18 protein-coding genes are annotated in these 19,440 nt (G+C 67.6%); 3 read left to right on the forward strand and 15 right to left on the reverse strand.

Features of this window, described 5'->3' with window-relative positions; genetic code table 11:
• Positions 1-31: 31 nt before the first annotated feature.
• Positions 32-331: an RNA chaperone Hfq gene (gene hfq / locus ACOEQ2_RS00770; RefSeq protein ID WP_419729493.1), complete on the forward strand. Its 300-nt coding sequence runs from the start codon at positions 32-34 to the stop codon at positions 329-331.
• A gap of 16 nt (positions 332-347) precedes the next feature.
• The gene (hflX, locus tag ACOEQ2_RS00775) at positions 348-1,712 is read left to right on the forward strand and encodes a GTPase HflX (protein WP_419729494.1); all 1,365 of its coding nucleotides are present in this window, start codon (positions 348-350) and stop codon (positions 1,710-1,712) included.
• On the opposite strand, the gene mazG is transcribed toward hflX, so the two are convergent.
• The 3 genes from mazG to ACOEQ2_RS00790 all read right to left on the reverse strand — a co-directional run bounded on the left by mazG (position 1,713) and on the right by ACOEQ2_RS00790 (position 4,849).
• Positions 1,713-2,516 (reverse strand): nucleoside triphosphate pyrophosphohydrolase, encoded by an 804-nt coding sequence (gene mazG, locus ACOEQ2_RS00780; RefSeq protein ID WP_419729495.1) that lies wholly within the window; start codon positions 2,514-2,516, stop codon positions 1,713-1,715.
• Between the two features lie 62 nt (positions 2,517-2,578).
• Positions 2,579-3,901 (reverse strand): MFS transporter, encoded by a 1,323-nt coding sequence (locus tag ACOEQ2_RS00785; protein ID WP_419729496.1) that lies wholly within the window; start codon positions 3,899-3,901, stop codon positions 2,579-2,581.
• A 3-nt stretch (positions 3,902-3,904) separates the two neighbouring features.
• Positions 3,905-4,849 carry a 3-hydroxyacyl-CoA dehydrogenase gene (locus ACOEQ2_RS00790; protein WP_419729497.1) on the reverse strand — a complete coding sequence of 315 codons (945 nt, stop codon included), beginning with the start codon at positions 4,847-4,849 and terminating at the stop codon, positions 3,905-3,907.
• A 151-nt stretch (positions 4,850-5,000) separates the two neighbouring features.
• On the opposite strand from ACOEQ2_RS00790, the gene ACOEQ2_RS00795 reads away from it, so the two are divergent.
• Positions 5,001-5,681, forward strand: coding sequence for a GntR family transcriptional regulator (locus ACOEQ2_RS00795; RefSeq protein WP_419729498.1), 681 nt, complete (start codon positions 5,001-5,003; stop codon positions 5,679-5,681).
• Between the two features lie 59 nt (positions 5,682-5,740).
• On the opposite strand, the gene ACOEQ2_RS00800 is transcribed toward ACOEQ2_RS00795, so the two are convergent.
• From ACOEQ2_RS00800 to ACOEQ2_RS00855, 12 genes are all read right to left on the reverse strand, one after another.
• Positions 5,741-7,324 (reverse strand): SpoVR family protein, encoded by a 1,584-nt coding sequence (locus ACOEQ2_RS00800; protein ID WP_419729499.1) that lies wholly within the window; start codon positions 7,322-7,324, stop codon positions 5,741-5,743.
• On the reverse strand, positions 7,321-8,616 hold the full coding sequence (locus tag ACOEQ2_RS00805) for a YeaH/YhbH family protein (protein ID WP_419729500.1): 1,296 nt from the start codon (positions 8,614-8,616) through the stop codon (positions 7,321-7,323). The genes ACOEQ2_RS00800 and ACOEQ2_RS00805 overlap by 4 nt, the downstream gene beginning before the upstream one ends.
• A 20-nt stretch (positions 8,617-8,636) precedes the next feature.
• A complete protein-coding gene (locus ACOEQ2_RS00810) occupies positions 8,637-10,583 on the reverse strand; it encodes a PrkA family serine protein kinase (RefSeq protein ID WP_419729501.1) in 1,947 nt (648 codons plus the stop codon).
• 337 nt (positions 10,584-10,920) lie between these two features.
• The gene (locus ACOEQ2_RS00815) at positions 10,921-11,706 is read right to left on the reverse strand and encodes an MBL fold metallo-hydrolase (protein ID WP_419729502.1); all 786 of its coding nucleotides are present in this window, start codon (positions 11,704-11,706) and stop codon (positions 10,921-10,923) included.
• 2 nt (positions 11,707-11,708) lie between these two features.
• Positions 11,709-12,494 (reverse strand): TatD family hydrolase, encoded by a 786-nt coding sequence (locus tag ACOEQ2_RS00820; RefSeq protein ID WP_419729503.1) that lies wholly within the window; start codon positions 12,492-12,494, stop codon positions 11,709-11,711.
• A 6-nt stretch (positions 12,495-12,500) separates the two neighbouring features.
• Complete coding sequence (gene metG, locus ACOEQ2_RS00825; RefSeq protein ID WP_419729504.1) at positions 12,501-14,048, reverse strand: methionine--tRNA ligase; 1,548 nt, start codon at positions 14,046-14,048, stop codon at positions 12,501-12,503.
• 25 nt (positions 14,049-14,073) lie between these two features.
• A complete protein-coding gene (locus tag ACOEQ2_RS00830) occupies positions 14,074-15,081 on the reverse strand; it encodes a DNA polymerase III subunit delta' (RefSeq protein ID WP_419729505.1) in 1,008 nt (335 codons plus the stop codon).
• On the reverse strand, positions 15,078-15,722 hold the full coding sequence (gene tmk, locus ACOEQ2_RS00835; protein ID WP_419729506.1) for a dTMP kinase: 645 nt from the start codon (positions 15,720-15,722) through the stop codon (positions 15,078-15,080). Before tmk ends, ACOEQ2_RS00830 begins: the two co-directional genes overlap by 4 nt.
• On the reverse strand, positions 15,719-16,987 hold the full coding sequence (locus ACOEQ2_RS00840; RefSeq protein WP_419731102.1) for a D-alanyl-D-alanine carboxypeptidase family protein: 1,269 nt from the start codon (positions 16,985-16,987) through the stop codon (positions 15,719-15,721). The genes tmk and ACOEQ2_RS00840 overlap by 4 nt, the downstream gene beginning before the upstream one ends.
• Before the next feature lie 2 nt (positions 16,988-16,989).
• Positions 16,990-17,904 (reverse strand): RlpA-like double-psi beta-barrel domain-containing protein, encoded by a 915-nt coding sequence (locus ACOEQ2_RS00845; RefSeq protein WP_419729507.1) that lies wholly within the window; start codon positions 17,902-17,904, stop codon positions 16,990-16,992.
• Positions 17,901-18,905, reverse strand: a complete 1,005-nt coding sequence (locus ACOEQ2_RS00850) for a lytic murein transglycosylase (protein ID WP_419729508.1) — start codon at positions 18,903-18,905, stop codon at positions 17,901-17,903. The genes ACOEQ2_RS00845 and ACOEQ2_RS00850 overlap by 4 nt, the downstream gene beginning before the upstream one ends.
• A gap of 90 nt (positions 18,906-18,995) precedes the next feature.
• Positions 18,996-19,415 (reverse strand): hypothetical protein, encoded by a 420-nt coding sequence (locus ACOEQ2_RS00855; protein ID WP_419729509.1) that lies wholly within the window; start codon positions 19,413-19,415, stop codon positions 18,996-18,998.
• Positions 19,416-19,440 lie beyond the last annotated feature (25 nt).

Raw genomic sequence — 19,440 nt, forward strand, 5'->3', positions numbered from 1 at the left:
GCCGGAACAATAAGAAAAAAGGGCTTTAGCCATGGCTAAGGACAACTCGCAGAACGTTCAGGACGTGTTCCTGAACCATGTCCGCCGCTCCAAGACGCCGGTGACGATCTTCCTGGTCAATGGCGTCAAGCTGCAGGGCATCATCACCTGGTTCGACAATTTCTCTGTGCTGCTGCGGCGCGACGGGCATACCCAGCTGGTTTACAAGCACGCCATCAGCACGGTGATGCCGGCCGCCCCGATCGCGCTGTTCGACCAGAACAAGGCGGATGCCGGCGCCGGCGGCCCGGAAACCGAGCAGGAGACCAGCCTGATGAAGGGTGCCGTCTGACGGTGACCGCCTGATCATGGCGTCTTCGGCGGCAGGCACCCGGCCGATCCGCGCCGCCGTCATCTTGCCGTGGGAGCGCTCCGAGCGTCACGCGGAGACCGGCACCGGCGATGCGTATTCCGGGGAGCCACATCGTCACGAGGTTCGTGCGGCGGAGGCCCGGCTGGAGGAAGCGGTCGGGCTGGCTGCCTCGATCGGGCTGGTGATCGTGCGACAGGCGGTGCTGCCGTTGCGTGCCAGGCGTCCTGCGACGTTGCTCGGCACCGGGCAGCTCGAGCAGCTGAAGCAGGCAGTGGAGGCGGACGAGGTTGCCGTCACCATCATCGATGCGAGGCTCAGTCCGGTGCAGCAGCGCAACCTGGAGCGGGTACTCGGCTGCAAGGTGATCGACCGCACCGGGCTCATCCTGGACATCTTCGGCGAGCGTGCCGCCACCCGCGAGGGGTCGCTGCAGGTTGAGCTCGCGCATCTGGACTATCAGCGCTCGCGCCTGGTGCGGTCCTGGACCCATCTCGAGCGGCAGCGCGGCGGGTTCGGCTTCCTCGGCGGCCCGGGTGAGACGCAGATCGAGGCCGACCGCCGGCTGATCGGTGATCGCATCGTCAGGCTGAAGCGCGAACTCGAGCAGGTGCGGCGCACCCGCGGGTTGCACCGGGACGCCCGCCGGCGGGTGCCGTTCCCGGTGGTGGCCCTGGTTGGCTACACCAATGCCGGCAAGTCGACGCTGTTCAACGCCCTGACAGGCGCTGCAGTGCATGCGCAGGACCAGCTGTTCGCGACGCTGGATCCGACGATGCGCGGGCTGCAGCTTCCCTCCGGGCGGCGGGTGATCCTGTCGGACACGGTGGGGTTCATCAGCGAGCTGCCGACCGAGCTGGTGGCCGCGTTCCGGGCGACGCTGGAGGAGGTGGCCCAGGCGGACATCATCCTGCATGTGCGCGACATCGCCCATCCCGACAGCGCGGCACAGCGCGGCGACGTGATCGCCGTGTTGAACGGCATGGTGCATGACGGGACGCTGGACGGCGATTGGCCGCACCGGGTGATCGAGGTCATGAACAAGGCCGACCTGCTCGACGGCGCAGATGCGGCGGCTCTGGCCGAGGGCGTCCGGCTCGACGGCGGCCTGCGCGAGGGCGCCGAGATCATTTCGGCGATCACCGGCCAGGGGCTGGACCATCTGCGCGGCTCGATCGACCAGCACCTGGTGGCGGCGATGGAGCAGGTCGCGTATCGGCTCGACGTCCAGGACGGCGCGAAGCTGGCCTGGCTCTATGCACATGGAGAGGTGATCGAGCGGCATGACGACGAGGTGGAAATCAACCTGACGGTGCGGCTGCTGCCGGCGGATCGGGCCCGTTTCGACGGAGGGCCGGGCTAGTCAGGCCTGGCGTTCGCGGGTCTTCACCGCCTGCCAGCCGGCTTCCATCTCGTCGAGGCCGGTCTCGCGCAGTGACCGCCCCTGGCCCTCGATGATCCGTTCCATGGCGTCGAAGCGGCGCTGGAACTTGTCGTTGGCGTGGCGCAGGCAGGCTTCCGGATCGAGATCGAGCTTGCGGGCGAGATTGGCCACGGTGAACAGCACGTCGCCGAGCTCGTCCTGCAGCCGTGCCCGATCGGGAGCTTGCGGGTGCGCAGGCAGTTCGGCCCGCAGTTCGGCGAGCTCCTCGTCCAGCTTGAGCAGCACGTGCGCGGCATCCGGCCAGTCGAAACCGACGCGTGCTGCGCGGGCAGTCAGCTTGATGCTGCGGGCCAGGGCAGGGAGCCCGACAGCGACACCGGCCAGGGCGCCATGCTCGCCGCGGGCGCGTCGCTCGGTCTCCTTGTTGTCCTCCCAGGCAGCCTGGATGCGGGCTGCCTCGGGCGTGGCGTCGGTGAAGATGTGCGGGTGGCGGCGCACCATCTTGTCGGCGATGCCCCGGGCGATCGCGGCAAAGTCGAAGCGCCCGGCTTCCTCTGCCATGCGCGCGTAATAGACGATCTGCAGCAGCAGGTCGCCGAGCTCGTCGGTCAGCCCGGCCCAGTCACGGCGGGCGATCGCGTCGGCGACCTCGTAGGCCTCCTCGATGGTGTAGGGCGCGATGCTGTCGAAATCCTGGGCCAGGTCCCACGAGCAGCCGGTGTCAGGGTGGCGCAGGGCCTGCATGATCCCAAGCAGCCGGGTCAGCTCGTCGGCAGCATTCATCGCGGGTGATCTTTCCGACGTGACAGGGTAACGGCGATCCTGCCCGGCTGCGCGCCCCGGCACTAGAGCGTGGTGGCGCTCCGGTCCTTCATCAGGCGCAACGCACCGGCCGCGACCAGGCCACCTGCCACGAGGTAGCCAGCGACCGCGTAGCCGGTGCCGAAGATGGCGAGCAGGGCTGACGCCACCAGCGGAGCCGGTCCGCCAGCCACCAGCGAGGACATCTGGTAGCCGAGGCCGGCGCCGGTATAGCGGATGCGGGCCGGGAACTGCTCCGAGATCAACGAGGCCTGGGCGCCGTATTGCAGCGAGTGCGGCACCAGCGAGACGCTGATCGCCAGGAAGATCCAGAGCGGGTTGCCACTGTCCAGGATCCAGAAATACGGGAACGCCATCAGGATCAGCACGACACAGCCGATATAGTACATCCGCCGCCTGCCGATCCGATCGGATCCGATCGCGCAGATCGGCAGCAGGATCAGGTCGAGGACCGCGGCGACCAGGGTGGCGGACAGTACGAAGGTGCGTGAGACGTGCGCCGTGTGGGTCGCGTAGTCGAAGATGAAGGCGGTGAAGATGTAGAACGGCATCTGCTCCGACATGCGCAGGAAGGCGATCAGCACCACCTCGCGCCAGTAGGACCGCAAGACCTCACGGATCGGACTTTCGGCGACCAGGCCGGTGTCCTTGACCTGTTCGAAGGAGGGCGTCTCGGCGATCGAGAGCCTCACCGCCAGGCCGATGACGATCAGGATGCCGGACAACAGGAACGGGATGCGCCACCCGTAGGTCAGGAAGTGCGAGCCGGTCAGCGCGGTCGAAGCCATCACCGCCGAGGTCGACAGGATCAGCCCGATCGAGGTGCCGAGCTGGGGCCAGGCTCCAGCAGCGCCGCGTCTCGTCTGGTCGCCCCATTCGAGCGACATCAGGGCGGCACCACCCCACTCGCCGCCGACGCCGAAGCCCTGCACCAGGCGCAGCGTCACCAGCAGGATCGGCGCCCAGATGCCGATCGAGCCGTAGCTCGGGAGCACGCCGACCAGGAGCGTTGCGAGGCCGCTCATCGTCAGCGTCACGATCAGCATGGTCTTGCGGCCGATCCGATCGCCGAAATGGCCGAAGACCGCAGCCCCGATCGGGCGGATCAGGAACGCCACGCCGAACGAAGCGAAGGACAGCATCAGCGAGACGAGGCGGTCGTGGTTCGGAAAAAACAGGTGTGGGAACACCAGCGCCGCGGTGGCGCCGTAGATGTAATACTCGTACCACTCGATCGTGGTGCCGATCAGGCTGCCGACGGAGGCGCGCCGTCTCATGCGGTGGGCGGCGGCCGCGTCGAGGGTGCCGCGTTGCTGCGCTAGGTGATCCGGGATCGCGTCGGGCATCGGTCAGGTTTCTTCGTGCAGGATGGCGCGCTTGGCCGCGACGAGCCGCGCCAGGCAGCGATCGCGCCAGCTCTTGCGGGCGTCCAGGCCGGGCGCCGATGTGCGTTCGCGGCGCTCGGTCTCGACCCGTGCCACCAGCGCGTCGCTCCACGGGCGGGGGGCCGCCTGCTCCTTCGCCAGGTCGTAATACATCGGCCCGAGCTTGGCGCAGTAGTCGGCGATGCCGCCTTGTGCGTTCAGGTCGATGGTCTCGAATGGGCCCATGAAGAACCAGCGCAGGCCGAGCCCGTCGGCGACCGCGGCGTCGATGTCGGTCGAGGAACAGACGCCGTCCTCGACCAGGCGGAAGGCCTCGGCGAGCATCGCGCCCTGCAGCCGGTTCACCACGAAGCCCGGCACCTCACGGCTCAATCGGATCGGAACCTGACCGATGCGGCGCATCAGCGCGTCGGTGCGCTCGACCACCGATGGGTCGGTCCAGGGTGCGGGGATGATCTCGACCAGCGGGATCAGGTGCGGTGGGTTGATCGGGTGGGCCACGACACAGCGCTCGCGGCCGGGGATGTCGGCGGTAAAGGAGGATGCCGGCAGACCCGACGTCGAACTGGCGATGACCGCGTCCGGTTTCACGAGCCCGGCCAGGTCCCGGTAGAGCGCCTGCTTGATCGGCAGCCGCTCGGGAGCGCTCTCCTGGATGTGGTCGGCGGACGCCACGGCTTCGGCAAGGCTCGACGCCGGCTTCAGTCTGGACATGATCTGCGCCGGGGTCTGGCCATTCAGCAGGCCCTCGGCGGCCAGAGCCGCGGCGGACGTCCGGGCGACCTCCATCGCAGCGTCGATGGACGCGGGCGAGGGATCGTAGAGGGTCACATCGAGGCCGGCGCGGGCGAAGACCAGTGCCCAGGATCCGCCAACCAGACCGCATCCCACGAGCGCGATCTGAGTCATGCTTTTCTCCATCTGACGGCGCTTCCGCGCCCGAAGAATCCGATCCGATCGGATTCCATGGTGCGGTCGGACGTTGCTGGCGACGGGCAACCGTGTCAAGCAGAGGCCGGAACCTGATCAGGCTGCCGGCGCAGCCGGGACCGAGGATGGATTGAAGGCTGGACAGAACCCGCTCGGGGCGACCTCGAAGCCGATGCGGCTATCCGGCGAGGTCTATGAGTTCCTGCTGGAACGGCTGATGTCGCTGGAGATCAAGCCAGGTGAGCGGATCGGGGTCGACGCACTGGCCAGGATGCTCGACGTGTCGCAGACGCCGATCCGGGAGGCGCTGATCCGGCTCGAGGATCAGGGCCTGGTGGCCAAGCTGCACCTGTCGGGCTACCGGGCCGCTGAGCAGTTGACGCGTCGGCAGTTCGACGAGATGTGCGAGTTGAGGCTCCTGATCGAACCCGCCGGTGCGTCGAAGGCCGCCTGGCTCATGCCTGACGCCGATATCAGCGCTTTGGCGGCGCTTGCGGAGGCGATGGCCGAACCGTCATCGGCGGCGGGGCAGGCGGCCTACACGCGGTTTGCCGAACAGGATGCTGTCTTCCATGCCCGGATCAGCGAAGCCGCGGGCAACGAATTGCTGACCGGGATCCTGGCGCGGCAGACGATCCATCTGCGTCTGTTCCGGCTGCGCCGACTGCCGGCGGTGACGCAGGACGCGCTGGTCGAGCATTCGCGGATCATGTCTGCCTTCGCGGCACGAGATGCGGTGGCTGCGGAGGCGGCGATGCGCGCTCATCTGGAAAGAGCGCGGGACCGGTTCCTGAAGGCCTTCTACACCTGAACCCACCGACAGACGGTTACCGCATAATAGATATTATGCCAACTCGGCAGCTGAGAGAGTTAGGTGCCGGTGCGTGGCGGCGATGCCAGATGGGTGGCGAGCACCGTGTCGGTCTGGCGGTCGATCTCCAGCAGCTTAACCTCGTAGCCCCAGAGATCGGCCAGCTGCTTGAGCGATGCGCGTGCATCCTTCTCGTCGAGCAAGTGGCCGGGATCGGTTCGATGCTGCAGCTTCAGGCAGCGGTCTCCGGTCAGGTCGACATCGACGATCTCGATATCCACGTAGAACGTGCCGGGGTCGTAGGACGCGGCCACGCTGCGGCGGATGTCGCGGTAACCCTGTTGGTTGTGGATCGCGTCGACCAGCAGGTACGATTTCTCGGCGTCGTCGCGCAGCCTGAACAGCTTGAACTGGCGCATCACCGCCGGCGACAGGAACTGCTGGATGAAGCTCTCGTCGCGATATTCCGACCAGGCGTGCTTCAGCGTGCCGATCGCGTCGTTGTTGCCGGCGATGTCGGGGAACCAGGCGCGGTCCTCCTCATTCGGCGCCTCACACACCCGGGCGATGTCGGTCATCATCGCGTAACCGAGCGCGTACGGGTTGAAGTTCGGTCCGCCCCCGGTGTCGAAGCCGGGTTGGCTGATGACGTTGGTGGTCGAGTGGATGGTCTCGAGGAAGGCCGCGTCGTCGATCTGACCCTTGTCGTGCAGGCGCTGCATGATGCGGTAATGCACCCAGGTGGCGCAGCCCTCGTTCATCATCTTGGCTTGTGGCTGCGGGTAGAAATACTGTGCGATGAGCCGCACGATGCGGATGACCTCGCGCTCCCACGGCGCCAGGCGCGGTGCGTTCTTCTCCAGGAAATAGAGGATGTTCTCCTCCGGCAGGCCGAGCCGGCGGCGTCGTTCGGCAGCGTTGTCGAGCGCTTTTTCGGCGCGGGATCCAGGCACCGTGCGCCAGAGATCGTTGAACACGCGGTCCTCGTGCTCGCGCCGGTCGCGGTCGCGCTGCTGCTCGCCCTTCAGGTCCATCACCCGGGCGCCGCTATGACGATGCACGCCCTGGTTCTGCAGCGCGTGGGCTGCATCGAGAATGCGCTCGACCGCATGCACGCCATACTGGTCTTCGCAACGCGCGATGTAGCCGCGGGCAAATTCCAGATAGTCGAGGATCCCGGATGGCTCGGTCCATTCACGGAACAGCCGGTTGTTCTTGAAGAAATGGTTGTGGCCGAAGGCTGCGTGGGCGATCACCAGCGCCTGCATGGTGGCGCTGTTCTCCTCCATCAGATAGCTGATGCAGGGATCGGAATTGATCACCACCTCGTAGGCGAGCCCCATCAGGCCACGCTTGTAGGCATTCTCATGGCCGACGAAACGCTTGCCGAACGACCAGTGCTTGTAGATCAGCGGCATGCCGTGCGACGTGTACACGTCGAGCATCTGCTCCGAGGTGATGACCTCGATGCGGTTCGGATAGACGTCGAGCTTGAGTTCGTCGAGGGCAATCCGCTCGATTGCGTCATAGGATCGGCGGAGCGTGTCGAACGTCCATTCCGACCCGCTATAGAGCAGCTTCCCCGCATCACCCCCCTGCCCGGCCGCAGCGCCTCCCGTGCCGATGATGTCGAGCGGGCTCATGCGGTTTCCGATCGCCTGGCGAAGAGATCGCGAAACACCGGGAAGATGTCCCGCTTGTCGGCAACCTGACGCATAGTGAGCCGGTCATCGATCTCGGCGACCGTCTTGTAGCCACGCCACAGGTCGGTCTCGCCGCGGATCACCGCACCGGAGCCCACGATCTCGATATAGGCGTAGTACTGCACCAGCTTCAGGATCTGGTCGCGCAGCAACGCGCATGATTTCGGCGTGTCGGCGCCGGAATTGTCGCCGTCCGAGGCCTGCGCCACGTAGATGTTCCAGCTCTCCGCCGGATGGCGCTCGCGCTGCACGCGCAGCATCTCGACCAGTGCCGAGGAGACCACGGTGCCGCCGGTGCGCGGATCGTGGAAGAAGGTGTCCTCGTCGACCTCCTCGGCCACCTCGGCATGGCGGATGAACACCAGCTCGACACGCTTGTAGCGGCGCTCGAGGAAGACGTGCAACAGCAGGAAGAACTGCTTGGCCAGGTCCTTCATGCGCTCGGTCATCGAGCCGGACACGTCCATCAGGCAGAACATCACCGCGCGCGTCGATGGCGTCGGCGTCATGCTGAAACGCCGGTAGCGCAGGTCGACCGGATCGATCCACGGCACGCGATTCATGCGCCGGAGTGCGACGACCAGTTCGGCCTTCAGGGCTGCGAGAGTTTCCGACTGTTCGGCCGCGGGGTGCGCCTCGAGGGCCGTGATCCGGGCTTCCAGCTCGGCGACGAGATCCGGCTTCGGGCGGCGCAGGCCGATGCGGCGCGCCATCGAGTGGCGCATGGTGCGGCCGAGATCCAGCTGCGATGGCGACCCGTCGCTGCTGAGCCCGGCGCGCGTCACGCTCATCGTGTCGGTGGTGGCGATCTGTCGCTTCACCAGGTCGGGTAGTTCGAGATCGTCGAAGAACACGTCTAGGAATTCGTCGCGGGTCAGCACGAAGCGGAAATTGTCCTCGGCCCCGCCCTCCTCACCCCCCTCGCCCGGCCCGGCGCCGCCACGCCCGCTGCCTGCAGGCGGTCGCTGCAGCCGGTCGCCTGGCGAGAACACCTTGTTGCCGGAAAGGACGACATCGCGGACGCCGCTGGAAAACACGCGGTGCAGCGAAGGCTCGTGCAGCGCGTCGGACGGGATCGAGATCGCGCCGCCGTTGCCCACCTCGCGCAGTTTCCCGGAGGCTACCGCGTCGCGTGCGGCCCGCTGCACCGCGTCGCGTGCCCGGTTGAGCACACGCCGGCGGTTCTCGATGTTCTTCCCATGCGGGTTGGGACGCCTGTCGATGATATCCACGCGGTTCAGGCCACCCGTCTTCAGGCCGACTGCTTGACGCGCATGTACCACTCCACGAGACGGCGTACCTGCCGCTCGGTGTAGCCACGCGCGACCATGCGCTCGACGAACTGTCCATGCTTGGTCTCGGTATCGCCGTCCTTCTTCGATCCGAAGCTGATCACCGGAAGCAGGTCCTCGACCTGGCTGAACATGCGCTTCTCGATGACGTCGCGGATTTTTTCGTACGACGTCCAGGACGGGTTGCGGCCGCCATGCTGTGCGCGGGCGCGCAGCGAGAACTTCACGACCTCGTTGCGGAAATCCTTCGGGTTCGCGATGCCTGCCGGCTTCTCGATCTTGGTCAGCTCGGCATTCAGCAGGTCGCGGCTCAACATCTGGCCGGTGTCCGGATCCTTGAAGTCCTGGTCCTCGATCCAGGCATCGGCGTAGTCGAGGTAGCGATCGAACAGGTTCTGGCCGTAATCGTGGTAGCTCTCGAGATAGGCCTTCTGGATCTCGTTGCCGACGAACTCGGCATACCGCCCGGCGAGCTCGGACTTCAGCGCCGCCAGATACGAGGCCTCGATTTCGGCCGGGAACTGCTCGCGTCGCACCGCCTGCTCGAGCACATACATCAGATGCACCGGGTCGGCTGCGATCTCGGTCGGGTCGTGATTGAAGGTTGCCGACAGCACCTTGAAGGCGAAGCGCGTGGAGATGCCGTCCATGCCTTCGTCGACGCCGGCGGCATCGCGATATTCCTGCATGGTCTTGGCCTTGGGATCGGTTTCGCGGATGTTCTCGCCGTCATAGATCCGCATCTTCGCGTATTGCGACGAATTCGGATGCGGTTTCAGGCGCGACAGCACCGCGAAGCGCGCGAGCATCTCGAACGTGTTGGGAGCGCAGGGAGCGCCGCCCAGGGCCGAGCTGCTGATCAACTTCTGGTAGATGCGCGTCTCCTCGGTGGCGCGCAGGCAGTACGGCACCTTGATCACGCAGACGCGGTCGAGGAAGGCCTCGTTGGTGCGGTTGTTGCGGAAGGTCTGCCACTCGGCCTCGTTCGAGTGCGCCAGGATCATTCCGGTGAACGGGATCGATCCGATATTCTCGGTGCCGACATAGTTGCCTTCCTGCGTCGCGGTCAGCAGCGGATGCAGCATCTTGATCGGCGCCTTGAACATCTCGACGAATTCGAGAATGCCCTGGTTGGCGCGGTTGAGGCCGCCGGAGAAGCCGTAGGCGTCGGGATCGTTCTGGCTGTGGCTCTCGAGCTGGCGAATATCCACCTTGCCGACCAGCGCCGACACATCCTGGTTGTTGTCGTCACCGGGCTCGGTTTTCGCGATGGCGATCTGGCGCAGCTTCGAGGGGTGCAGCTTCACCACGCGGAAACGCGAGATGTCGCCGTCGAACTCCTCGAGCCGCTTCAACGCCCAGGGACTCGCGATGCCGGTGAGTGCGCGCTTCGGGATGTTGTAGCGCGACAGCAGGCTCGGCCCCATGCGATCGATGTCGAACAGACCGAGCGGGCTCTCGAACACCGGGCTGAGCTGCTTGCCGGCTTTCAGCACATAGATCGGCTCGCGCTCCATCAGCGTTTTCAACCGCTCGCCGAGTGAGGATTTGCCTCCACCGACCGGCCCCAGCAGATACAGGATCTGCTTGCGCTCCTCGAGTCCCTGCGCGGCGTGGCGGAAGAATCCCACGATCCGCTCGATGGTTTCTTCCATGCCATGGAAGTCGGCGAAGGCCGGGTAGATCCGGATGGTGCGGTTCATGAAGACGCGAGCGAGTCGTCCGTCCTTGGACGTGTCCACGGTCTCGGCTTCGCCGATGGTCTTCAGCATGCGTTCGGCGGCGGAGGCGTAGCAGGTCGGGTCCGTGGCGCAGAGCTCGAGATACTCGCTGAGGCTCATCTCGGTCTCGCGACGTTCGTCGCGCATCGCGGTCGCCAGCGTGAAGACGTCGTCGAGCGGTGCCATGGCGAACTCCTCCAATAAGCTGAGGCTGGTCAGTCTGATCACCAAGCGGGAGAATGTGAGCGTGCCTGCTCAGCTCTGCCGATTTTCGATCAGGTTCCTCCCTGTCAGGACACTGGCGGATGAGGAGCCGGAAATCCGGCCGCTTCCGTCCAATGTCGGTTGGCGTCAGCATCAAGCTTCATGCGCCGGAAGCGTGGTCCCGACGCCCTGATGCAAGGCTATAGCTGCCCAAGCTCATGTTTCAACTAAATTGCGGGCCGGACCGCTGCAACCTGAAGAAGTGGGCACGATAAGCACACACTTTGATGTCAGGTTCGGCGCGATCCGTTGGTCCGTGTCAGACCGACAGGACCATCCCGTCATGCGCAGGCTCCAGGCCGGGCGGCAGGTTGTCCTGCATCCACGACCAGTCGAGATCGGTGCCCATATGCGTGAGCACGGTCCGCTCGACGCCGAGTTGGCGCGACCAGCCATGCACCAGGTCCAGGCTGGCATGAGCCGGATGCGGCCTGCGGTGGAAGCAATCGACCAGCCATGTCCGCGTGCCCTCGATGGTCGCGAGTGCCGAGTCGGTCAGGCGGACGACGTCCGTCGAGTACGTGAAATCGCCGATGCGGAAGCCGAGCGTGGTGCTGTTGCCGTGATCCTGCTCGAACACGGCGAGGCGCATGCCCTCGATCTCGATGGTCTCCCCCGGCGCCACGCTGCGCGGCAGCAGCACCGGGCGGAAGAAGCTCGGCGGCGACCAGGGGCGGAAGGCGTATTCGAACCGCGACGCGATCTCGGCCAGCACAGGTGCCGTGCCGAACACCTCGATCGGGCGACCGACGATACGGTTCAGGCTGCGGGTCTCGTCGAGCCCGGCGACATGGTCGGCGTGCGCATGGGTGTAGAAGATCGCATCGATCCGGGGGATACCCGCCGCGAGCAGCTGGCTCTTGAGGTCCGGCGAGGTGTCGACGAGCAGGCAGCGTCCGTCATCGCCCTCGATCACGATGGAGGTTCGGCTGCGGCGGTTGCGCGGCTCTGCGGGGTTGCACACGCCCCAGTCGCCACGTCCATCGGCGCCGCCCAGCATCGGCACACCGGCGGACCCGCCGCATCCGAGGATGGTGACGCGCATGGTCAGGCGGTCCGGCTGAACAGGCGATGGAAATTGTCGGTGGTCAGCCGGCCGAGGGCGTCGTCGGTCAGGCCGCGCAGGCCGGCCAGGGTCGCAGCCGTGTGGGCGACGTAGGACGGCTCGTTGCGTTTGCCCCGCCTGGGGACGGGAGCGAGGAACGGCGCGTCGGTTTCCACCAGCAGGCGGTCGGCGGGCACCTCGCGGGCGATGTCGCGCAAGCCGGTCGATTTCGGGAAGGTCAGGATCCCCGAGAAGCTGATGCTGCCGCCGAGTGCGATGGCGGTGCAAGCGAGTTCGGCACCGGAGCTGAAGCAGTGCAGCAGGAACCGAAACGGGCCGCCGGCCGCGTGCTCCTCGGTCAGGATCCCGGCCACATCGGCGTCGGCGTCGCGGGCGTGGATCACCAGCGGCAGGTCGGCCAGGCGGGCGGCACGCAGGTGGGCGCGGAAGCTCGCCTGCTGCAGGGCGCGGATCTCGGGTTTGCCGTGGAAGTAGTCGAGCCCGCTCTCGCCGATGCCGACGATCTCCGGCGATGCGGCCAGGGCGGCGAGTTCGGCGGGGTCAGGCAGCGTCTCCTCGTCGACATGGTCGGGGTGGGTGCCGATGGTGCACCAGATCGCGAGGCCGGGGCGGGCGTGGCGGGTCAGGCCGCGATTGACCGGGGCGGCAGACAGCCTGGTGCCGATGGTGACCATTCCGGTCACGCCGGCCTCCGAAGCACGGTCGAGCAGCTCCGGCAGCTCCTCGTCGCGGAAATGGTCCAGGTGGCAGTGGCTGTCGATCAGCATCGCGGCTCAACCATCCGCAGCGGGAGCCGGCTCGACGTGGCGCGGGAAGATCCCTGCGGGCGGAGGCAGGATTGTGCCCTCCGGCAGAGGGGTGTCGAGATCGGCGATAAGGCGGTGGTCGGGTGGAACGCCGAGCTGATCGAGCAGGCGGCCCATGCTGTCGGGCATGAACGCCTGCAGCAGGATGCCCAGGTGGCGCAGCACGTCGACGAGCACGGCAAGCACGGTGCCCATGCGGGCCAGGTCGGTCTTTTTCAGCGCCCAGGGGGCCTGGCGGTCGATGTAGCCGTTGCTCGCGCGCACCAGCTTCCAGATCTCCTCCAGCGCCTCGTGCAGCGCCTGGCGGTCGATCATCTCGCGCAGCGTCGCCGGGAGGGCGTGCGCCTGGGCCAGCAGGGCGGCATCCTCCTCGGTGGCGGGATCACGCGGTGGCAGGCGGCCTTCGGTGTTGCGGGCAAGCTGCGACAAGGTGCGCTGGGCCAGGTTGCCGAGGTCGTTGGCGAGCTCGACGTTCAGCCGCGAGATCAGCGCGCGGCGGCTGAAATCGCCGTCGCCGCCGAACGGCACTTCCCGCAGTAGAAAGAAGCGCACCGGGTCGATGCCGAACTCGGCCACCAGGTCACGCGGATCGACCACGTTGCCGACCGACTTGCTCATCTTCTCGCCATCGATGGTCCACCAGCCATGCGAGTACACGCGCCGCGGCAACGGCAGGTCGGCGGCCATCAGGAAGGCCGGCCAGAACACGGCGTGGAAGCGGACGATCTCCTTGCCGACCAGGTGCAGGTCGGCGGGCCAGAAGCGCCAGAGCGGGGCGGTCTCGTCGGGGTAGCCCAGCGCGGTGATGTAGTTCACCAGCGCGTCCCACCAGACATACATCACGTGCGCTGGGTCGCCCGGCACCGGCACGCCCCATCGGAAGCTGGTCCGGCTGATGGAGAGGTCCTTCAGGCCCTGGCGGACGAAGCTCATGACCTCGTTGCGTCGGCCCGGAGGCCCGATGAACTCGGGATGCGCCTCGTAGAAGGCGAGCAGACGGTCCTGCCACTCGGACAGCTTGAAGAAGTAGGAGGGCTCGGTGACCCACTCGACGGGTGCACCGGTCGGAGCCACGCGCACGCCATCGGGGCGCAGCACGAGCTCGTCCTCGCCGTAGAAGCTCTCGTCGCGGGTGGCGTACCAGCCCTCGTATGCGCCGAGATAGATCTGACCGGCCTCCTGCAGGCGGCGCCAAAGTGCCGTGCAGGCCTCGGTGTGGCGCGGCTCGGTGGTGCGGATGAAATCGTCGTACGAGATGTTCATCGCACCCGCCATGGCGCGGAAATCGGCGGAGACGCGGTCGGTGAAGTCCTGCGGCGGCACCCCTGCGGCAAGGGCGGCCTGCTCGACCTTCTGGCCGTGCTCGTCGGTGCCGGTCAGGAAGAACACCTCGTACCCGTCGAGCCGCTTCCAGCGCGCCATCACGTCGGCGGCGATCGAGGTGTAGGCGTGCCCGATATGCGGCGCACCGTTCACGTAATAGATCGGTGTGGTGATGGTGAAGCGCTTGGTCATCGTCCGCCGTCAGGAAAAGCCGGGTTCAGGAAAGACTGGCCAGCAGGTTCAGGCTAGACAGCAGCGCCTGCCGCTTGTCCAGGTTGAACCGTTCGGTCTCGTCCTGAACGCGGCGGATCTGCTGCCAGATCGCGATGTCGTCGCCGGGATCGCCGGCACCCGGGGCCAGGCGGGCCGCGTCGCGTACCCGTACGGATATGGCGTCGCCGAGCAGGGTCAGGAAGGTCGCGAAGCCGCCCTCCTGGCGGATGACCGCATCGGCCATCTGGTAGGCACGGCTGCCACTGGCGCCACCGGAGGCGATCAGCTCGCGCACCAGCCCGTCGAGCGCGATGCCGCCTTCGCTCGCCAGTGCCAGGGCCTGGCCGGGTGACCCGCGGGCGAGGCCGATCAGCGCCTCCCGTTCGGACGGGTCCTGGTTCGGGAGGTGCGCGAGCAGGACCTGGCGCATCGCGTCGTCGTCGAGGGATGCGAGGCGCAGCGTGCGGCAGCGGCTGCGAATGGTCGGCAGCAGGCGTCCGGGGGCGGCGCATGCGAGCAGCAGGACGGTCTGCGGCGGCGGTTCCTCGAGAAGCTTCAGCAGCGCGTTCATGGCGTTGCGGTTGAGGAACTCGGCACCGTCGATGATCACGACGCGCCAGCCACCCTCGGCGGCGGTGCGCCGGAGCAGCTCGCCGACCGGGCGGACATCCTCCACGACGATCTCGCCGCGATGGCGCTGGCGCTTCTCGTCATAGCCGCGGGCGACGGTGATCAGGTCGGAATGGCTGCCGGTGGCAACGCGGCGGAACACCGGATCGCGGGGATCGAGGAACAGGCTGTCTCCGGAGGACCGACGATCCTGGGCGGCCAGCAGCCAGCGGGCGAAGCGGAAGGCGAGCGTGGCCTTGCCGATGCCGGCGGCCCCGGTGAGCAGCCAGGCGTGATGCAGGCGGGCGCTGCGGGCGGCGGCGAGCAGCGTGTGTTCGGCGTCGGCGTGGCCGATCAGCTGGTCCTGTTCGCGGGGCGACGGGTGGGCCTCCTGGGAGCTCATGCCGGGAGGCGCCGATCGATCTCGGTAAGCAGGGCCTGCTGCACCTGTTCGACGTCGCCGCCGGCATCGATGGTTGCGATGCGGCCGGGTGCCTGGTCGGCGATGCGGCGGAACCCGTCGGCGACGCGCAGGTGGAAGGCCTCGTCGAGCCGCTCATAGCGGTCGGAGCCACCGCCGCGCTGCTGCATCCGAGTGCGGGCCAGGGTGCGCGGCACCGCCAGCAGCAGGGTGAGGTTCGGCATCAGGCCGGTGAGGTCGATCAGGCGGGCGATGAATTCCAGCAGCGCCGGGTCGCCGTGGGCGAGCCCGTAGCCCTGGTAGGCCAGGGTGGAGTCGAAGAAGCGGTCGCAGATGACGACCTGACCGGCATCCAGGGCGGGGCGGATGGTGCGCTCGATATGGTCAAGCCGGGCGGCGAAGTGCAGCAGCACTTCGGCGCGCAGGCTGAGGCCGTGGTCGCCCTTGAGCAGGAACTCGCGCAGCTGCTCGGCGCCAGGCGCGCCACCCGGCTCCCGGGTGCGCAGCACCTTGCGGCCGCGGCGGGCGAGTGCGTCGTCCAGCAGCCGCGCCTGGGTCGATTTGCCGGCGCCCTCACCGCCCTCGAGGGTGATGAAGAGGCCGCGCGTTAAGGGTTCGGTCACTTCCCGCCGACATAATGCGCCAGCACAGCGACTGCCCGGGCCGGCAGTCCCTTGCGCTCGACGCTATCGCTGGCCACCAGCGGCACCTGGATGTCGTTCACACCGGCCCCGGAGATGGTGATCTGGCCGACCTGCTCGCCGCGACGGATCGGAGCGGCGACCGGCGACTGGTAGTCGAGGGCGACCTTCACGCGGCTCTGCCAGCCATGCGGGACTGTGAGCACCAGGTCGGCGCCGGCGCAGAGATCGACCGTGGGTGCCACGCCGAGCCAGACCGGTGTCGATTGCAGCACCTGGCCGCGGGTGAGCACGCGGGCGTTCTCGAAGTTGGCGAACGCCCAGCCGAGCAGCCGCTCGCCTTCCGCCGCACGCGCCTTCGAGGAGGGCAGGCCGTTCACCACCATGACGATGCGCCGGCCGCCGCGATCGGAGCTGGCGCAGAGGCCGAAGCCGCCGGCGTCGGTGTGTCCGGTCTTCAGGCCGTCGGCGAGGCCCTTATCGACCAGCACGTTGCGGTTGCCCTGGTTGATGTTGTTGAACTTGTAGTCGTGTTCGGAAAAGAAATGATAATAGTCGGGAAAGTCGGCGATCAGGCGATGCGCCAGCGTCGCCACGTCGTGGGCCGACATGTAATGGTCCGGAGCGGGCCACCCGGTGACGTTCTCGAAGTTGGAGTTGGTCAGCCCGATGGTGGGCGCGGTCTTGTTCATCAGGGCCACGAACTGGTCCTCGGAGCCGGAAATGCCCTCGGCCAGCACGATGCAGGCATCGTTGCCCGACTGGATGAGCATGCCGCGGATCAGGTCCTGCACGGCGATCTGCCCGCCCAGCGGCACGAACATCTTCGAGCCCTGCATGCGCCAGGCCTTCTCGCTGACGCCCAGCATCTGGTCGAGATGCAGCCGGCCGGATTTCAGCATCCCGAACACGATGTAGGCGGTCATCAGCTTGGTCAGCGACGAGGGCGGCATGCGCTCGTCGGCGGCCTTCTGCAGCATCACCGTGCCGGTCTGGAAATCGGCGATGTAGGCCCAGCGCGCCTCGGTATCGAGCGGCCCGACCGGCGTATCGGCAGGGCTCGACGGCGCGCCAGCGGTGCTGCCGGAACTGTCGGAATCATCGTCGGAGCCGGCGCCCGGAGCGGCCTTCGACGCCGCCGTCGCGCCCGCATGATGCGGCCGGGCCAGGGCGCCGAATTGGAGCGAGGAGGAGAGCGCGATGCCGCCGGCACCGGTCAGCAAGAACCTTCTGCTAGGCACTTCGATCCCTATTCGACGATGATACGCGCCCCGGTTACCCCGGCACGACGGGCTTGGTCCAGAGCCGCATCGGCGTCCGGGGTGCGCTGGAACGGTCCTTCGCGCACGCTATACACGACCTCCCGCCCCTGCCCGTCGCTGCTGACCGCACCGTTGATTTCGGCGGCGACCTGGTCGGCATAGCTGCGCTGGTTGAACTGGCCGCCATCGATCCACAACATGCCGGGGTCGGCGATGCCCTGGGTGACGCGCGGAGGCAGCCGGTCGGGAACCGGTGCGGAGTCGCCGGCCTGGGGCCCCGCCGGCGAGGCAGCGCCGATCGTGGTCTGCGGTAGCGCAGAGGCGGGCGAACCGGGCGGCCCGAGGGATTGTTCCTGCACCGCCTCGACCGGGGCGGCGGTCATGGGCAGCTGGTTGCTGCCGGGCACCTGCGAGGCGAGTTGGCGACTGGGCCCGCTATCGAGCGAGATCGCCACCCGTGTCGGCGTGCCGGGATGCATGCCGAGCAGGCGGGCTGCGGCCGGTGTGACTGCGAGCAGCCTGCCTTGCGCGGCCGGTCCGCGATCGTTCAGCCGGATCTGGATGCTGCGGCCGGTCTCCAGGTCGGTGACCGAGAGGATCGCCGGCAGCTGCAGCGTCTGATGCGCGCCGGCCAGCGCCTCGGGATCAAAGAGCTCGCCGTCGGCGGTCAGGCTGGACGGATGCGGCCCCTGCACCACGGCAAGGCCGGTCGCGTGGTAGTCGAACTGCTCCTTCGGGTAGAACCAGGCGCCGCCGTCGCCCTGCCAGGCGCTGCCGACCACGTAGTGCGCAGCGGCAACCGGGTGCGGCGCTGCGGCGCGGCGCTGGCAACCGGCGATGCCGATGCCGGCGGCGATCATCACCGCCAGCGGGACGATCCGGGTCCGGCGACGCAAGCTCACGCCGCCGCGTTGCCGATGAGGCCGACCGCGAGAGCATAGAAGTCCGACGGGTTGTAGCGCCGGATCACGTTGAAGTTGCCGTAGATCATGAAGGCATCGCCACCGGCGCCATCGGGCAGCAGCAGCGCACCCTCGACGCCGGGTTGGGAGAATCGGCCGCCATCGCTGCGCCGCACCCCGGCGGCGTCCCAGCGGGCGAGCGAACGCATCGATTGCCGACCGGCCTGGCCGGGGTCGATCGGCGCGGTCAGGGTGACCGGCTGGCCCCAGGGTTGGCCCTCCACCCAACCGCACTTGCCGAGATAGTTGGCGATCGAGGCGAACACGTCGGCGCGGCTGGTCCAGATGTCGCGGCGGCCATCGCCGGTGTAGTCGACGGCGTAGCGCAGGTAGGAGCTCGGCATGAATTGCGGCTGGCCCATGGCGCCGGCGTAGCTGCCGATCATCCGCGACGGCGTCACGTCGCCGTTGCCGAGGATGCGCAGGGCGTTCATCAGCTCGGACCGGAAGAAGCTGGCGCGCCTGCCGTCATAGGCCAGGGTGGCCAGCGAATCGACGACGTTGAAGGTGCCGATCTTGGTGCCGAAATTGGATTCGAGGCCCCAGATGCCGACGACGATGCGCGGGTCGACCCGGTAGCGCCGCCAGATGTCGGTCAGCAGCGCGAGCTCGGCCTGGTAGGAACTGCGCGCCCCGGCCAGCCGCTGGGGGCCGATCACCCGGGCCCGATACTGCGCCCAGGTCAGGGTGAATTCGGGCTGATGCCGATCGAGCTCCAGCACGTGGGCGTTCGGCGCCGACAGGGCGAGCGCCTCATCCAGCACCGAGCCCGGCACGCCATGGCTGGCGGCTTCGGCGCGGACACCCTCGAGGAAAGCGGCGTAGGAGCCGGAGCCCGGAGGCGACCGGGTGCGACCGAATGCCGCGGGCACGAATGGCGCGGTCAGGCTCAGGGCGCCGATCGAGACGAGTGCGGAGGTCAGGGCGCGGCGGGTTTTCATGGCGGGTACCTGTGGCACACGCTCCATCACCGCACAACGCGTGCCGGGCTGCCGGGCCCCGCGGGTGCGACCTGAGCGACGTCAGGGACGTCAGGGACCGGGCTTGCGTCCTTCGCGGGCGCCATACAGGAGATAATGCAGGAACGGGTTCACCTTGGAGGCGACGACGTCCTGGTTCTGCGCGAGATACCACTCGGTCTTGAAGAAGGCGTTCGGATTGCGGCCTTCACGCGCCCCGTCCTCGAAGAAGTGGCGGATCGGATCGAGACCCGCGGCCGCGACGTCCGGGTAGGTCTTCAGATACCAGTCCGGATCGAACAGCAACGAGATCGCCCGGATCGGGCTGCCGGTGACGCTGGTGAGGACGACCGGTGTCGCGATTCCAGCCGTCGGAGCGGGCGCTGCCATGTCGCCGGCCGGTGCGATGGAGCGCGGCTTGCTCGCCGGCTCGCGAGGCTCGGCCGCCACCGGCTCCGCGACATCAGCCGCCTGGATGACAGGTTTTGCCACGGCTCGCTTGCCGGGTCCCCGACTG

The organism is Lichenicola sp., assembly GCF_965198575.1.
In the GTDB taxonomy this organism is placed as follows: domain Bacteria; phylum Pseudomonadota; class Alphaproteobacteria; order Acetobacterales; family Acetobacteraceae; genus Lichenicola.

What these genes read in the sequence shown, in the direction of transcription:
- ACOEQ2_RS00820 (WP_419729503.1), bottom strand. Translation starts at nt 12,494, where the DNA reads ATGCTGATCGACAGCCACTGCCACCTGGACCATTTCCGCGACGAGGAG.
- ACOEQ2_RS00830 (WP_419729505.1), bottom strand. Translation starts at nt 15,081, where the DNA reads ATGAGCTCCCAGGAGGCCCACCCGTCGCCCCGCGAACAGGACCAGCTG.
- ACOEQ2_RS00850 (WP_419729508.1), bottom strand. Translation starts at nt 18,905, where the DNA reads ATGAAAACCCGCCGCGCCCTGACCTCCGCACTCGTCTCGATCGGCGCC.
- hflX (WP_419729494.1), top strand. Translation starts at nt 348, where the DNA reads ATGGCGTCTTCGGCGGCAGGCACCCGGCCGATCCGCGCCGCCGTCATC.
- ACOEQ2_RS00785 (WP_419729496.1), bottom strand. Translation starts at nt 3,901, where the DNA reads ATGCCCGACGCGATCCCGGATCACCTAGCGCAGCAACGCGGCACCCTC.
- ACOEQ2_RS00815 (WP_419729502.1), bottom strand. Translation starts at nt 11,706, where the DNA reads ATGCGCGTCACCATCCTCGGATGCGGCGGGTCCGCCGGTGTGCCGATG.
- metG (WP_419729504.1), bottom strand. Translation starts at nt 14,048, where the DNA reads ATGACCAAGCGCTTCACCATCACCACACCGATCTATTACGTGAACGGT.
- hfq (WP_419729493.1), top strand. Translation starts at nt 32, where the DNA reads ATGGCTAAGGACAACTCGCAGAACGTTCAGGACGTGTTCCTGAACCAT.
- ACOEQ2_RS00800 (WP_419729499.1), bottom strand. Translation starts at nt 7,324, where the DNA reads ATGAGCCCGCTCGACATCATCGGCACGGGAGGCGCTGCGGCCGGGCAG.
- ACOEQ2_RS00810 (WP_419729501.1), bottom strand. Translation starts at nt 10,583, where the DNA reads ATGGCACCGCTCGACGACGTCTTCACGCTGGCGACCGCGATGCGCGAC.
- mazG (WP_419729495.1), bottom strand. Translation starts at nt 2,516, where the DNA reads ATGAATGCTGCCGACGAGCTGACCCGGCTGCTTGGGATCATGCAGGCC.
- ACOEQ2_RS00790 (WP_419729497.1), bottom strand. Translation starts at nt 4,849, where the DNA reads ATGACTCAGATCGCGCTCGTGGGATGCGGTCTGGTTGGCGGATCCTGG.